15 protein-coding genes are annotated in these 14,491 nt (G+C 63.3%); 2 read left to right on the top strand and 13 right to left on the bottom strand.

Annotation, left to right across the window (positions count from 1 at the left end; genetic code table 11):
- Window positions 1-37 precede the first annotated feature (37 nt).
- From HB777_04370 to HB777_04430, 13 genes are all read right to left on the bottom strand, one after another.
- Window positions 38-1,444, bottom strand: a complete 1,407-nt coding sequence (locus HB777_04370; protein ID QND63233.1) for an FAD-binding oxidoreductase — start codon at window positions 1,442-1,444, stop codon at window positions 38-40.
- Between the two features lie 60 nt (window positions 1,445-1,504).
- Window positions 1,505-2,263, bottom strand: a complete 759-nt coding sequence (locus tag HB777_04375; protein QND63234.1) for an amino acid ABC transporter ATP-binding protein — start codon at window positions 2,261-2,263, stop codon at window positions 1,505-1,507.
- 12 nt (window positions 2,264-2,275) lie between these two features.
- On the bottom strand, window positions 2,276-3,355 hold the full coding sequence (locus tag HB777_04380) for an amino acid ABC transporter permease (GenBank protein QND63235.1): 1,080 nt from the start codon (window positions 3,353-3,355) through the stop codon (window positions 2,276-2,278).
- Between the two features lie 3 nt (window positions 3,356-3,358).
- Window positions 3,359-4,522 carry an ABC transporter permease subunit gene (locus HB777_04385; protein QND63236.1) on the bottom strand — a complete coding sequence of 388 codons (1,164 nt, stop codon included), beginning with the start codon at window positions 4,520-4,522 and terminating at the stop codon, window positions 3,359-3,361.
- A 79-nt stretch (window positions 4,523-4,601) separates the two neighbouring features.
- On the bottom strand, window positions 4,602-5,636 hold the full coding sequence (locus HB777_04390) for an amino acid ABC transporter substrate-binding protein (GenBank protein QND63237.1): 1,035 nt from the start codon (window positions 5,634-5,636) through the stop codon (window positions 4,602-4,604).
- A gap of 86 nt (window positions 5,637-5,722) precedes the next feature.
- Window positions 5,723-6,673, bottom strand: coding sequence for a LysR family transcriptional regulator (locus HB777_04395; protein QND63238.1), 951 nt, complete (start codon window positions 6,671-6,673; stop codon window positions 5,723-5,725).
- A gap of 70 nt (window positions 6,674-6,743) precedes the next feature.
- On the bottom strand, window positions 6,744-7,493 hold the full coding sequence (locus HB777_04400) for an SDR family oxidoreductase (protein ID QND63239.1): 750 nt from the start codon (window positions 7,491-7,493) through the stop codon (window positions 6,744-6,746).
- 11 nt (window positions 7,494-7,504) lie between these two features.
- Complete coding sequence (locus tag HB777_04405; GenBank protein QND63240.1) at window positions 7,505-8,215, bottom strand: SDR family oxidoreductase; 711 nt, start codon at window positions 8,213-8,215, stop codon at window positions 7,505-7,507.
- 290 nt (window positions 8,216-8,505) lie between these two features.
- Complete coding sequence (locus HB777_04410; protein ID QND63241.1) at window positions 8,506-9,294, bottom strand: FadR family transcriptional regulator; 789 nt, start codon at window positions 9,292-9,294, stop codon at window positions 8,506-8,508.
- A gap of 56 nt (window positions 9,295-9,350) precedes the next feature.
- Window positions 9,351-9,698: a RidA family protein gene (locus HB777_04415; protein QND63242.1), complete on the bottom strand. Its 348-nt coding sequence runs from the start codon at window positions 9,696-9,698 to the stop codon at window positions 9,351-9,353.
- 150 nt (window positions 9,699-9,848) lie between these two features.
- On the bottom strand, window positions 9,849-10,655 hold the full coding sequence (locus HB777_04420) for an SDR family oxidoreductase (protein ID QND63243.1): 807 nt from the start codon (window positions 10,653-10,655) through the stop codon (window positions 9,849-9,851).
- Complete coding sequence (locus HB777_04425; GenBank protein QND63244.1) at window positions 10,648-11,460, bottom strand: shikimate dehydrogenase; 813 nt, start codon at window positions 11,458-11,460, stop codon at window positions 10,648-10,650. Before HB777_04425 ends, HB777_04420 begins: the two co-directional genes overlap by 8 nt.
- 4 nt (window positions 11,461-11,464) lie before the next feature.
- Window positions 11,465-12,355, bottom strand: a complete 891-nt coding sequence (locus HB777_04430) for a 2-hydroxy-3-oxopropionate reductase (GenBank protein ID QND63245.1) — start codon at window positions 12,353-12,355, stop codon at window positions 11,465-11,467.
- Between the two features lie 118 nt (window positions 12,356-12,473).
- Here HB777_04430 and HB777_04435 point away from each other — a divergent pair, with 118 nt between their 5' ends.
- Both HB777_04435 and HB777_04440 read left to right on the top strand, forming a co-directional pair.
- Window positions 12,474-13,238, top strand: a complete 765-nt coding sequence (locus HB777_04435; GenBank protein QND63246.1) for an HpcH/HpaI aldolase/citrate lyase family protein — start codon at window positions 12,474-12,476, stop codon at window positions 13,236-13,238.
- A 7-nt stretch (window positions 13,239-13,245) separates the two neighbouring features.
- The gene (locus tag HB777_04440) at window positions 13,246-14,472 is read left to right on the top strand and encodes an FAD-binding oxidoreductase (protein QND68648.1); all 1,227 of its coding nucleotides are present in this window, start codon (window positions 13,246-13,248) and stop codon (window positions 14,470-14,472) included.
- Window positions 14,473-14,491: the final 19 nt, after the last annotated feature.

A 14,491-nucleotide genomic window follows, 5' to 3' on the forward strand; every position in this document is an offset into this window, starting at 1 on the left:
CGAAACCAAGAAATGCCGTCTATTCGAAAGTTTTTCTTTACTGGGAGACGCGCACCAGGACGCCCGGGTTCATCGTGCCCAGCGGATCGAACGCAGCCTTGAGGCGCGCCATGAGCTCTCGCTCCACCAGGCCGCGATTGCGGTCGGCCATGGCGACCTTGGCCCGGCCAAGCCCATGCTCGGCCGCAAAGCTGCCGCCCATCTGCGTGGCGAGAGATGACAGCGCCTCGGCGAACAGCTCGGCCTTGCCGTCGAAATCGGCACGGCCTTCGGGCGGAGACAAATTGTAGTGGATGTTTCCGTCGCCGAGGTGCCCGAACGGGTTTATCCGCACGCCGGGAAGAATGCCGCCGCAGATCTTCGCACCTGCCTCGACGAAACGAGCGATCGCACCTGATGGCACCGAGATGTCGTGCTTGAGCTGCTCGCCTTCCAGCCTTTGTCCCTCCGGCTGCTCTTCGCGTAGCCGCCAGAATTGTTCCCGATGCGCACCCGTCGCCGCCAGCGCGCCGTCGCTGACCAGGCTCTGTTCCATGCCCCATTCCAGAGCCGAAGCCAGGATTTCGTCCAGGGGAACGCGTGACGATCCCGATGCCAGTTCGACCAGCAGATAGACGTCGCCCCGTGTCTCCAGTTGGTAGGCAAGATCGGGCAAGTGCTTGAGCGCCAGTCGCAGGCCGACATCGGAGAAGAATTCGAGACCAGTCAGGAATTCCCCGGCCTCGCCGCGCAGGAAGGCGCCGAACGAAACGGCGGCGGCAAAGTCGGGCAGGACCAGAAGGGCGCTCGCTTGCTGCCGAGGCTTGGGGTAGAGCCGCAGGATCGCGCGCGTGACGATGCCGAGCGTGCCTTCAGCACCACAGAACAGCTTGCGCAACTGATAGCCGGCATTGTCCTTCTGCACCGCGCGCAGTCCATCCCAAATACCGCCATCAGGCGTCACGACTTCGAGACCCAGAACGAGATCCTGCATCATGCCGTATCGGAAAGCCTGGCTGCCGCCGGCATTGGTGCCGATCAGGCCGCCGATCCTGGCGCTGCCTTCGGCGCCCAGATGCATGGGAAACATCAGGCCATCAGGTTCGAGCGCCTCGTGCAGCGCGGCCAGCACGACACCCGCCTCGACAACGATCGATCCGCTGTCCAGATCCGGTTTGCCGATCGCCGTCATGCGTGAAAGCGAGACGATCACCGCATTCGGCTGCTCGGCGACAGCGGCGCCGCAAAGCCCGGTGTTCCCGCCTTGTGGCACCACCGCCAGCCCTGCCTCGCGGCATAGCTTGACGACACTGGCAACCTCCGACGTATTCGCGGGCCTGGCAACGCCAAGAGGTGCGACGCCGTAGCGATTGAGCCAATCGCGCTGGTAGGGCTCGGCATCCCCGCCCGAAAGCCAGCCTTTCGGCCCGAGAATCTCGTGCAGCGCGGTAGCAGGATCGGTCATTGATTTACCCGAGTTAGCTGAGGGCGTGCCGTGCGACACGTCCCGGATCGTTGCTTCCAATCAATGACCCAGCACCTGCGACAGGAATTGTCGAGTGCGCTCGTTGCGGGAAGAGGTGAAGAACTCGTCCGGAGGCGCTTCTTCGAGGATCTCGCCGCCGTCCATGAAAAGCACCCGGTCCGCCACGCGACGCGCAAAGCCCATCTCATGCGTCACGCAGATCATCGTCATGCCCTCGGAGGCAAGCGTCACCATGACGTCGAGCACTTCGGAGACCATTTCCGGATCGAGCGCCGAAGTCGGTTCGTCGAACAGCATGATCTGCGGCTGCATGCAAAGAGCACGCGCAATCGCAACGCGCTGCTGCTGACCGCCGGACAATTGGCTGGGATATTTCATGGCCTGCTCGGGAATGCGCACCTTTTCCAGATAGCGCCGGGCGGTCGCCTCGGCTTGCGCCCGCGGCTGTTTGCGCACGATCATCGGGGAGATCATGCAGTTCTCCAGCACCGTCATGTGCGGAAACAGGTTGAAGTGCTGGAACACCATCCCGACTTCGCGCCTGATCTCGTCGATGTTGCCGACATCGTCGTTGAGTTCGGTGCCGAGCACGACGATGCGGCCGCCATTGTGCTGCTCGAGGCGGTTGATGCAGCGGATCATGGTCGACTTGCCGGAGCCGGAGGGACCGCAGACGACGATTTTTTCGCCCCGCTGGACGGAAAGGTTTATCCCGCGCAGCGCGTGGAACGTGCCGTAATATTTGTCGAGGTTTTCGATGCGGAGCGCCGGCTCATCGGTCGAATTGGTCGAGATCATCTGCAGGCCTCCTTAGCGTTCGCTGACCGACATGCGGCGCTCGAGAAAGGCGCCATAGCGGGACAGGCTGAAGACGAAGATGAAGTAGATGAAGGCGATGAAGGCATAGACTTCGACATAGGCGAAACGCCATTCGCCGGTGCCGTAGGCGGCATTGCCGGACGCCAGGATCTCGAAGAAGCCGACGATGACCACCAGCGAAGTCTCCTTGAACGAGATGACGAACTGGTTGATGGTCGCCGGCATCGCGTTGCGCATGGCCTGAGGCAGAAGGATGCGGCTGATGCGTTGCCAATAGCGCATGCCAAGCGCCATGGCAGCCTCTTCCTGTCCTGTCGCAACGCCCTGCATGCCGCCTCTCACGATCTCCGCCTGATAGGCCGAGAAGAACAGGGCCGAGCCGAGGATCACGCGGTAAAGCTTGTCGCCCTGCAGCCATTGCGGCAGCGCGAACGGCAGAACCACGGCGAATGTGAAGAGGATCGATATCAGCGGAAGCGACCGGACCCCGTCGATGATGAGGCCGGTGGTCCGGGAAATCCAGGGCAGTTCCGACCGGCGCAGCAAAGCCAGGCAGATCGCTAAGGGGAAACCGATCAGGCAGGTGGTCACGAAGATGAACAGGGTCAATGCCAGCCCGCCCCAGGCTTCCTCGCCGACATGGGCAAGACCAAGCACGCCGCCTTTCATCAGCATGTAGAAAAGACCTGTTCCGGCTCCCCATATCAACGCGATCCGGCGGCCCGTCCAGAATGCCGGGATACAGCTCAACACCGTCATTACCACCACGGCGACGCAGGCCAGCGCCGAGCGCCATTGTTCTTCGTAGGGATAGAGGCCGAAGAAGATGATGCGCCATCTCGCTGCGATGACCGACCAGCAGGCTCCCGCTGCCGCCTGGCAAGCTTCCGGCCCGCCGCTGATCGTGAAGACAGCCGAGAAAACCGCCCAATTCAGGAGCTTCCAGAGCAGGAAGACCATGATCGTCAGGCAGGCCAGAGACACCACCGCCTGAAGCGGCGTCGCGAAGAAGCGTCGCCTCAGGTCCTCGAGCCTGCCGGGAGCGGGTGGAGCGACAACGACCATCTCCATCTCTCAGCTCCTCAGTTGATTGCTCTTGAGGGCAATTGCCTTGTTGATGCGGTTGAAGACGGCGGCAAGGCTGAGATTGATGGCGAGGAAGCCTGCCATCAGGATGCCGATCGCTTCGAGGGTCTGCCCGGAATGGTTGATCGTCAGCGCCACAATCATGAAGAAGTCGGTGAAGCCCACGGCGATGCCCATCGTGGTCGCCTTCATCAGCCAGACATACTGGTTGGCAAGGATCGGCAGCATGGCGCGCAGCGCCAGCGGCAGCCGCACCAACGTGAAGACCCGCCAGGGACTGAGGCCCAGGGAAAGGGCTGCCTCGACCTGGCCGGTGCCGACGGCCTTGAAGCCTCCGCGTACGATCTCCGCGATGTAGGAGCCGCCATAGATAGCGATGGCGATCGCGAGCGTGGCGAACTCGGGCGGAATGCGCAGGCCGCCTCTCAGATTGAGGCCTTGCAGGGCAGGGAAGTCCAGCAGCGGCGTATCCGGCAGACGTCCGATGGCCAGAATGATGGCCGCGCAGACCAGTGCCGCTGCGGCGGCGGCAAACTGGATGGTGCGCCGCTGGCCGATCGGCTGGGCAAGGCGCGACGTTCGGCCCAGCCAGGCCGGCAGCAAGATGGCCGCGATGACGGCCACTGTGGCTGCTGCAAACGCGGCACTGCCGACGTTCGGGAATGGGATGTAGAGCCCGCGGCTGGTCAGCAGGAAGCCCCAGGCTTCGTGCGCGCTGCGCGGCGTCGGCAGGTGCGTGATGATCGCGTACCAGAAGAAGACCTGGAGGATCAGCGGGATGTTTCGGAAGATGTCGACATAGGTGCGGCCGAGCAGCCGGGCCAGATCGTTCGAGGATGTCCGCGCCAGACCGACGATTGTTCCCACGATCGTTGCCAGTATCAGCCCGACGCTGCCCAGGAACAGCGTGTTGATGATGCCGATGAGGAAGTACCACCAATAGGGATCATTGGCCGTGGCGGGCAGGAGCGAGAAATTCACATCCCAACCCGTCGACTTGAACAGAAAGTCGAATCCGGAGGTGATCCCCTGGTCAGCCAGGTTGCGGCGGGCGATCACGACGCCGGCGAGCACCATCGCGGCGATCGAGCCGACATAGAGGACCTGCAACAGCGCGTTGCGGACCTTTTGATTTCTCAGCGGGCTGACCATCCAAAGATCCTTGCCGAATTGTCGCCGGCCCCGCCCGGCTGTGACGGGCGGGGCCTATAGCGGGTGAGTTAAGAAAGGATCAGTCGATCACCAGCGGGAACAGGACACCGCCATTGTTCCAAAGGTTGGTCAGCTCGCGGTCCATCTTGTAGGGCGAGTCCTTGCCGAGGTCGCGCTCGAAGATTTCGCCGTAATTGCCGACGTTCTTGATCACCTTGTAGGCCCAGTCGTCATCGAGACCGAGACCCTTGCCCATGCCTGGCGTGACGCCGAGGAACTTGGCGACTTGCGGCGACGTCGGCTTGGCCTTGATCTCGTCGACGTTCTTGGAGGTGATGCCTTCCTGCTCTGCGAAGATCAGGGTGCTCAGCGTCCAGTTGGCAATGTCGACCCAATTGTCGTCGCCTTGCCGCATGATCATGACTTCAGGCTCGACGGCGAGCACGTCGGGCAGGATGACATGGTCGTCGACCTTGCTCTTGGCGATGCGCGCAATGGCGAGCGTCGGACCCCACTGCGCATAGAGATCGCAGCGTCCCGAGAAATAGGCCTGCTCGAGTTCCTCGGTCTTTTCGATGAGCACGGGTTCGAGCTTGATGCCAAGCTTGGCCGTATAGGCCGCGACCTGCTGTTCCTGCGACGTGCCGGCGGGAATGCAGATCGTGCCGCCGGCGGCATCCTTGAGCGACTTGAGATTGAGCTCCTTGTGCGCCATCACCTTGGTGGTTCCGAGGTAATAGGACATGGAGAATTGCAGACCGAGCTCGGTGTCCCGGCTGAGCGTGCCGCCCGACGCCTTGATGATGATGTCGACATCGCCCGACTGCAGGGACGGCCAGCGCTGCGCCCAGCTGATCGGAACGACCTTCAGCTTTGCCGGGTCGCCGAGCACTGCCGTGGCCACCGCCCGGCAGAGGTCGATGTCCATGCCCTTCCAGTTGCCCTTGTCGTCGACTTCGGCGAAGCCGAGATAGGATCCGTCATGGCCGGTGCAATTGAGCACGCCGCGCGCCTTGACGGCTTCCAGCGTCTTGCCGCCGGCGGCTTCTGCCGGCGCTGCAAAATGCACAAGTCCAAGGGCCATGGCTGCGGCCCCCCATTTCATCGTTTTCATGTTCCGTCTCCACTGTTGAGGTTGTTTGGTTTCTTGTTGTTGGAGGTCCAAAAGTTTTCTTTCGGAGCTCGGTCTCAAAGCCGCTCCTAGTCGGAAAGCGGGGTCGGTTTCGGTACGGAGGAAATCTTCAGATCGCTGCCCCAGTCCTGCTGCGCGAGCCATCGATGAAGGGCAGCGACCGCCTTCACGCGCAGGTGCCCGCGCGGGACGATCAGGTAGAATCCAGGGACCTCTTCCGGCCGCATATCGGCAAGGGCGTCGCGGCCAACCGGCGCGACCAGCGCGCCCGACCTCAAATCTTCCTCGGCGTCGATGACGGAGACGAGACCGACGCCGATGCCTTGCAGGGTTGCACGGCGCATGGTGGCAGCATCGTCGAAGCTGATGCTTCGGTTGCCGTCCGTCTGCTCGATGGCAAGGTGGCGTAAAATGTCTGGCCAAAGGCGCTTCGACTTGACGGTGTCCAGCAACGTGAACAGCGTCAGGTCCTGCGCCGACTTGATGCTTTCGCCGATGGCCGGAGTGCAACAAATGACCTTCGGATCCGGTACCAGCAGGATGGTCTCGTAGTCCGGCCAGTTCCCGTAGCCCCACTGGACGGTCATATCGATATCGTCGCGTCCGAAATCGGGCAGGTCGACCATCGTCGTCAGGCGCAGATCCGCACCCGGCAATATCTCCCGGAACAGGGACAGACGAGGCAGCAGATAATGGGTCGCGAAATAGGGGCTCGCATTCAGGTTGATGCGGTCCCGGTAGTTCGACTTGGTGACGCGGCGAACACCTTCGGAAAACTCGTCGAACCCGGCTTTGACATAGTGCGAGAGAAGGATAGCCGACTCGGTCAATTCGACCGACCGGCCCTTGCGCTCGAACAGCGTCACCTGAAGCGTATCCTCCAGAAGCTTGATCTGCTGTCCGACGGCCTGCGGCGTGACCAGCAATTCATCTGCCGCCTGCCGAAAGCTCTTGTGCTGCGCGACAGCGTGGAAGACGCGAAGCGCATTCAGCGAGGGAAGGCGGAGCTTGCCGGTCATCGTGTATTCCACCTCCTTTCGCTTGCGTTCCCGTTGGACAATTCAGCGCCGCAGGCGCTGCGAAGATAGCTCAGGCGTATATATAACCACCTGAAACAATTACGTTTTCTCCGGTCATGTAGGTGTTCTTGGGGCCGCCCGTCATGAGCACCCACTCGGCAATCTCCGTAGGCTCGGCACCACGACCCAGCGGGCTTGCCTTGGCCAGTTCCTCGAGGAAGCCGAGGGCTTTGGCCCGCTCCGTGGCCATGCCCGCGGGGGCCACCGAATTGACCAGGATCCCGTGTTTTGCGACGTCATGGGCAAAGGAACGCGTCAGGCTGACCACGGCGGCCTTGGTCGCCGCATAGTGGGCGTTCTGCGGATGCGCCTTGAACGCATCGACGGAGGTCAGGTTGACGATCCGGCCACGCACATGGCTCTTCGGCTCCTGCGATTGCATGTGGCGAACGGCCGCCACCATCATGTGATAGGTGCCCTTGATGTTGATGCCATTGGAGGCATCCCAATCGGCGTCGCTGATCTCCAGGAGCGGGCGGCGAGGGTAGATCGCGGCGCAATTGATCAGTGTGTCGATACGCCCGATTTTCGAAACGATGGCGTCGAAGGCGGCGTGGCACTGAGGGCCGACCTGGATGTCGCAAAGGGCGGTCGCGGTCGGCAGGCCGTTGGCCTTTGCTGGTGCGAGAGCGGCTTCGGCGGCGTCCTGGTTGATGTCGATGATGCCGATCTTTGCAGCCCCGGCCTCTACAGCCATCCTGGCCAAAAGCGCGCCGAGGCCGGCGCCGCCGCCTACGATCAGAACGGAAAGATCCTTCATTCCAGTTTTCCTTACTTGGTGCCGCTTGGCGAGGTTGGCCAGGTCGGCATGATGTCGAAACGGGTAACGTCGGCCCATGCGGGCAGGCCGAGTACCGCGACCACCATTCTGGCCACGTCATCCGGCTGCACCACTTTGCTGGCGTACATGGCCGCGCGCGCCTTGGTGTCGAGGATGTCCTGGTAGAGCTGCGTCTCGACACGGCCGGCGACGATCTCGGTGACGCGTATGCCTGATGGGGAGAGGTCGGCGCGCAGCGCGGCGGCGAAGCCTGAGATCGCCGCCTTGGTGGCCGAATAGACGGCAATGTTGGAATATGCTGCGTGGCCCGCGGTGGAGCCGGTGAACAAGATGTGCCCCGCCTGCCGCTCGCGCATCTGCGGAACGACGAGGCGGGTGAGCAGGATTGCCGCGCTGAGGTTTACCTCCAGCGTGGTGTCGATGTCTGATATCTTCATATCGGCAAAGTTGCCCAGCGGCGGCATGATCCCGGCATTGTTGATCAGCACGTCGATGGTGAGATCCGCCAGAACCGCTTCCAGTGCTTCGCGATCTGTAACATCGACGGCAATGGGCACGATGCCGGACCGCTCGGCCTGCAGCTCCTTGAGCGCGGACTGGCTGCGCCCGACCGCATAGACATCGTAGCCGGCGTCGCTCAGTGCGATCGCCATGGCCCGCCCTATGCCGCTCGTTGCACCTGTGATGAAGGCTGTCGTCACGTGGGCTTCCCTGATTGCCTGATTTCAGTCTGCGGCCTGGGCCGATGCCGCGAAACCAAGAAAACCAGCAAAAAGGAAAGATAAACTTTCGAAAGCCGGTTCAGCCTGCGAAACTTGCTTGGGTGCCCCGACGATCGCGGAAGCCGCAAAGCCAAGGAAACGCCGGGAAAATGGCGCTTTCGTCGCGTGGGAAAACGGGCGCCGCCGGCCGGCAGACCAAAAACAAGGCTTTCGCAATGCGTGGCTGATCTGGTCCACGCGCCTGTGCGTACGAAGCGAAGTCGCCGGCCTTACCCGCCTGTCGGAGCAGGCCTCTTCATATCGGTAAAGAGCGAGGCCGCAGCCGCCTTCTGCTCGGCCTCTGTCGCCGCGACGCCGGACGCCCGGGCCAAAGCGCGCACGCGCCCGAGGCTGTTGTGCAGATGCTTGCGCATGGCCTGGCGAGCAGCGCGACCGTCCTGCCTTTCGATGGCGTCCACGATGGTTTTGTGTTCGTTGTGGATGCGTGCGTAGTAGCTGTCCTTGAGCGCCGGCGTGACCACGTAGCCCAGTTGAAAGCGTGGAACGATCATCGGCCTGAGATAGCTCAGGAAGCCGTGGATGAATTCGTTGCCTGCTGCTTTGGCGATCGCCAGGTGGAAATCATAGTCGTAGTGGATCTGGACGGCAGCGGGATCCGCTTGCTGGGCGTCGACCTGTTCCATCAAGGCTCGGATACCATCCGCCTCCGCGTCGGTACGCCGTTCCGCGCACAGCCCGGCGGACTCCACCTCGACGCTCAATCTCAGTTCGAGCAGGGCGATGGTTTCCGGCAAGGTCCTGAGAGCCTCGTCCGGTATCGAGAAATTGCGCGGCGCCGGGGTTTCGCTGACGAACATGCCGCGTCCTTGCTGTGGCACCACCATGCCTTCGGAGCGCAGCCGTGCCACCGCTTCCCGCACCACGGTGCGGCTGACGTCGTATTCGGCGCAAAGCGCCGCCTCGGTCGGCAATTGCGCGCCGGGCAGCAACTGCCCGGAGCGGATCTTTTCGGACAGGCTCTCGGCCACGACGGTGGAAAGTGGCTTGCGCTTCGTCATCAGTGTTTCCCAGTCCGATGCCAGATGCAGGATGATGCCCGAACCGGCAAGGCCATTCAAACCGCCGCGGTGACGATCAGCTCAACCAGCATTCCAGGCTTGGCCATCCGTCCTTCGCCGGAAGAGCGCGCTGGTGCGTGCTCCTTCGGCATCCATGCGTCCCAGACCGTGTTGACCTCGTCGAAATCCCTGATGTCGTCCAGCCACATCTGCACGTGAAGGATGCGGGTCTTGTCCGTACCGGCCTTGGCAAGCAGCGCGTCGACCTTGCCGAGCACCTCGCGCATCTGGTCGGCCGCGGACTGACCCGGCTTTGCGACCTGGCCGGTGAGGTAGAGGGTGCCATTGTGGATGACGCCGTGATGGATGCGGGTGTCGAAGTCGAAGCGCTTGATGTCACTCACTGGGTTGTCCTTGTCAGATTTCCGGCCTCCGCCGGATGGGTCAGATTCCCGGCCTCCGCCGGATGGGTCAGATTCCCGGCCTCCGCCGGATGGGTCAGATTCCCGGCCGCCGCCGGATGGGGTCAGATTTCCGGCCTCCGCCGGATGGGGTCAGATTGCCGGCGTCTGGCGGATGGGGTTTCCCTGCAAATATTGCGCGTAGGGCGCCTGAACGAGCCAGCCGGCATCGACGGGCAGGGTCACACCGGTTATCGACGCGGCTCGGTCGGAGCAGAGGAAGAGTGCCGCCTCGGCAACGTCGCGCGGCTCGACGAAGCGGCGCAGCGCGGTGGTCGCCTGGATGGCTTCGGGGTTGCGCTCTCCCTTGGCGATCCTGGCTTTCAGCCCGTCGGAAAGCGTGTAGCCGGGCGCCACCGCATTCACCCGCACCCCGTGCGGACCGAGCTCGGCGGCCAGGATCTGGGTCAAGGCCAGAACGGCATGCTTTCCGGGCGTGTAGGCAGGCAGGGACAGCGGCGCGAAAGAGGCAAGCGAGCCGACATTCAGGATGGCGCCTCGCCCGGCAGCCGACATCAGCCGGCCGAAGACCTGGCAACCCAGCAGGGTGCCGCGATAATTCACCCTCCACATCCTCTCGTCCTCGTCCAGATCCTGGTCGAGGACGTGCTTGCCGCTCTGCAGGATACCGGCGCAATTGACGACGATTTGAGGCGTGCCGAACGCCGCGCTGACGGCCTGTGCCAGCGCTTCGACCGAGCCGGGATCGGCGACATCGGTCTGGACAAACAGCGCGCGCGGCGCGCCCGCCGCCGCGCAGGCGCCAACAGCCTCATTGCCCCGCGCCGCATCCCTGCCGGCGACGACCACATGGTAGCCGTCCTCGGCGAAGCGCAGCGCTATCGCGCGTCCGATACCGGAAGTGCCGCCGATGACGACGGCCGTTGACGTCTCAGCCATTGCCCCGGTCCTTGCCTTCGATGTCGAAGAATTCGGACATCGCCCGGACCTGGAAATCCATCATCGGGCGCCCCGGCTGAACGCGGCAGCCAATCTCTTTCGCCGCCTTTAGCAGGGCGGTCTCGGCGGGCTCCATGATGATGTCCACGACCGTCATGTCCAGGGTCAGCCGGCTCACGTCCAGCGGCAGCGGGTCGCCGGCATGCATGCCGACCGGCGTGGCGTTTATGGCCATATGCATGCCCGAAGGTTCGGCCTCGCCGACCTGGATGCGGCATTTCGGGAAGACCTGCTCAACAAGCGCCGCCAGTTTTTCGGCGCGACCGGTATCGATGTCGGCCAGGCGGATCTCCTCGGCGCCGGCTTCGGCGAGACAATAGGCCAGGGACGCGCCGGCGCCGCCGGCTCCCACCTGGAGGATGCGGCGGCCGGCAATCTTATGCCCGCCTGCCTTGAGGCCATCGATAAAGCCGACGCCGTCGAAATTGTCGGCGTACCAGCTGCCATCGGGCAGCCGGCGCACGGAATTGGCGCTCTGCACCCGCGCGGCGCGGTCGTGAGCGGCAGAGCATTTGTGATAGACCGCGACCTTGTAGGGCACCGAGATGATGACACCCCTTATGTTCTCGGCTGCCGTGATGCCGGCCCAGAAGGTCTCGAAATCCTCCGGGCGGCAGCTCAACGGCACCATGAGGCTGTCGAGCCCCTTTTGCTCGAAGATCTCGTTGAATATTCCGGGGCTCTTGGCGTGTGCCACGGGATGGGCCAGCATCACGAAGATGTCGGCCTTGCCGGTTCCGCGCATCTGTTCACTCCTTTTCTTTTGACAGTTCATGGGCGCTGAGGACCTCCAGCGCCCGGACGAGGGACGAGTGGTCGGCCTCTGCGCCGCCCGGTCGGGCCGAGCAGGCGTTCATCAGTTGCTGCGCCATCGCGGTGTTCGGCAGCGAGACGCCAAGCGCGCGGGCGCTTTCGAGCGCGAGGTTGAGATCCTTCTGGTGAAGCCGCATCCGAAAGCCCGGGGCGAACGCACGGGCGATCATGCGCTCGCCATGCACCTCCAGCACGCGGGACGAGGCAAAGCCGCCCATCAGCGCGGCGCGCACCTTTGCCGGGTCGCAGCCGGCCTTGCTGGCAAAGACGAGCGCTTCCGCCACGGCCTCTATGTTGAGCGCGACGATGATCTGATTTGCGATCTTGCAGGTCTGGCCGGCGCCATTGTGCTCGCCGATCAAGGTGATGTTCTTGCCCAGCGTCCGAAAGATCGGCAGCGCGCGCTCGAACTCGGCAGCCGGCCCGCCGACCATGATGGTGAGGCTCGCCGCCTTGGCGCCGACCTCACCGCCCGAGACCGGGGCGTCGAGGTAGCCGGCTCCCGCTTGCCGCAGTTTCGCTGCGAACTCCGCGGTGGCGATAGGGCTGATCGAGCTCATGTCGATGACCAGCTTGCCGGCCGACAGCCCCTCCAGGACGCCGTTCGCTCCAAGCAGGACGCGCTCCACGTCTGGCGTGTCGGGCAGCATGGTGACGATGATCTCGGACATCCGCGCCACATCGCCAGGAGAGGCGACGACCGATGCCTTGAGGTCCTTCGGCAGAGGGGAGCGGTTCAGGACCGTGAAGATCTCATGTCCCGCGTCAACGAGATGGTGCGCCATCGGTGCTCCCATCACACCAAGCCCGATGAACCCGATCTTCATTCTCAAACCCCTGTACGAAGGTTGGTGCGCATTGCATCTTGTAGCAAATTGCTGCCGTATGATATAGGACATCATACAAATTTCAACGTCCTTTCGCTCATCGGAGACTGACCGCAAAATGCAAGAGCGCCTCAACACGCTGAAGGCTGCCGTGTCGGCCGGCCGGGCCCATATAGGCATCTGGTGCTCGCTGGCGTCGTCCCTCACCACAGAGATCGTCGCGGGCTCCGGAGCCGGCTGGGTGCTGATCGATGGCGAGCATAGCCCCAACCATCTGCGCAGCATCATGGCCCAGTTGCAGGTCATGGGCGGCTTCGACAGCGAGGCCGTCGTCAGGCTACCTTCCGACGATCCCAATCTGATCAAGCAGGCCCTGGATATCGGTGCGCGCAGCCTGATGATCCCCAATGTGCGGACGGCCGATCAGGCCCGCGCCATTGTGGCGGCCATGACCTATGCGCCTGGCGGATTTCGCGGCTTCTCGGTCGGTCACCGTGCCAACGGCTTCGGCCGCATCGCCGGTTACCACGCCAAGGCGCGTGAGCAGCAGCTTCTCGCCGTGCAGATCGAGGATGAACTAGGCGTCGCCAATGCCGCCGAGATCGCGGCGGTAGACGGCGTCGACGTGCTGTTCGTCGGGCCCGGCGACCTTTCCACGAATATGGGCGCGATAGGCAATCCCGGGGCTGCACACGTTCAAGAAGCGATCGCCTCGGTGCGCAAGGCAGCAACAGCGGCAGGCAAGGCCAGCGGGATCCTGGCTCCCGCAAAGACCGATGCCGACCGCTACCTCGCCGACGGCTTCACCATGATTGCCGTTGGTTCCGACCTCGGCCTGCTGGCGCGGGGCTCGGATGCCTTGGTCGCTTCGTTCAATCAGTAGACCGGAGATACAGCCATGCCGATCCCCCCCGTATAAAGCGCCATCGCGCACCGCCTACGACATCGTCATCGTCGGCGGCGCCGTCGTCGGTTCGTCGACCGCCTACTGGCTGAGCCAGGCGCTGGGCAGCGGCGCCTCGATCCTCGTGGTCGAACGCGACTCGAGCTACGAGTTTTCGTCGACCGCGCTCTCCACCAGCGCGATCCGGCAGCAATACTCCAATCCGATCAATGTGAAGATCAGCCAGTTCGGGATCGAGATCATCCGCGGATTCCAGGAGCGTATGGCACCTTTCTACAAGGACGAACCGGCGCCCGACCTCGGCTTCAAGGAGCATGGATATCTCTACTGCTGTTCACCTGATGGCGTCGAGGCGGCGCGCGAGCGCGTCGACCTGCAGCGCAGTTTTGGGGCTCACACGGTGTTCCTTGAGCCGGGCCCGCTGAAGGATCGCTTCCCCTGGCTCAATGTGGAAGATCTCGGCGGCGGTTCCTGGGGGGCTCGGGAAGAGGGCTGGTTCGATTCCGTGGGGCTGATGAACGGTTTCCGCCGGGCCGCCCGCGCCAGCGGCGTCGAGTATATCGACAATGCCGTGACAGGGCTGGATGTCGCCAAGGGGCGGGTCGTCTCGGTGCGCCTCACGACCGGCCAGACGGTTGCCTGCGGAACATTGGTCAACGCCGCGGGCCCGCGCGCGCAGCAGGTCGCCGCCATGGCCGGCCTGTCGATCCCGGTCGCGCCCTACAAGCGCTACAGCTTCGTCTTCGCCAGCGCCAACCCGATCCCCGGTCGGATGCCCAATGTTATCGACCTTTCCGGAACATTCGTGCGTCCCGAAGGCGAACTTTTTCTCACGGGCAACACGCCGCAAGGCGACGGGCCGGCCGACTATGACGACTTTGAAATGCACCATGAAGAGTTCGACGACTACATCTGGCCAGCGCTCTGGCACCGCATTCCGTCCTTCGATGCGCTCAAGGTCCAGACGAGCTGGACCGGCCACTACGAGTACAACATGCTCGACCACAACGGCATCGTCGGCTTCCACCCCGAGATAAAGAACTTCATGTTCGCCAACGGCTTCTCGGGGCACGGGCTGCAACAGTCGCCAGCCGTGGGTCGGGCCGTTTCAGAACTCATCGTCCACGGGGCTTTCCAGACGCTCGATCTGTCGCCGTTCTGTTACGAGCGCATAGAGCGCAACGAGCCGTTCCTGGAAGAAGCCGTGATTTGAGCCGGTGCTTGCGCTGCCG

This window comes from Mesorhizobium loti (assembly GCA_014189435.1).
Classification (GTDB): domain Bacteria; phylum Pseudomonadota; class Alphaproteobacteria; order Rhizobiales; family Rhizobiaceae; genus Mesorhizobium; species Mesorhizobium loti_G.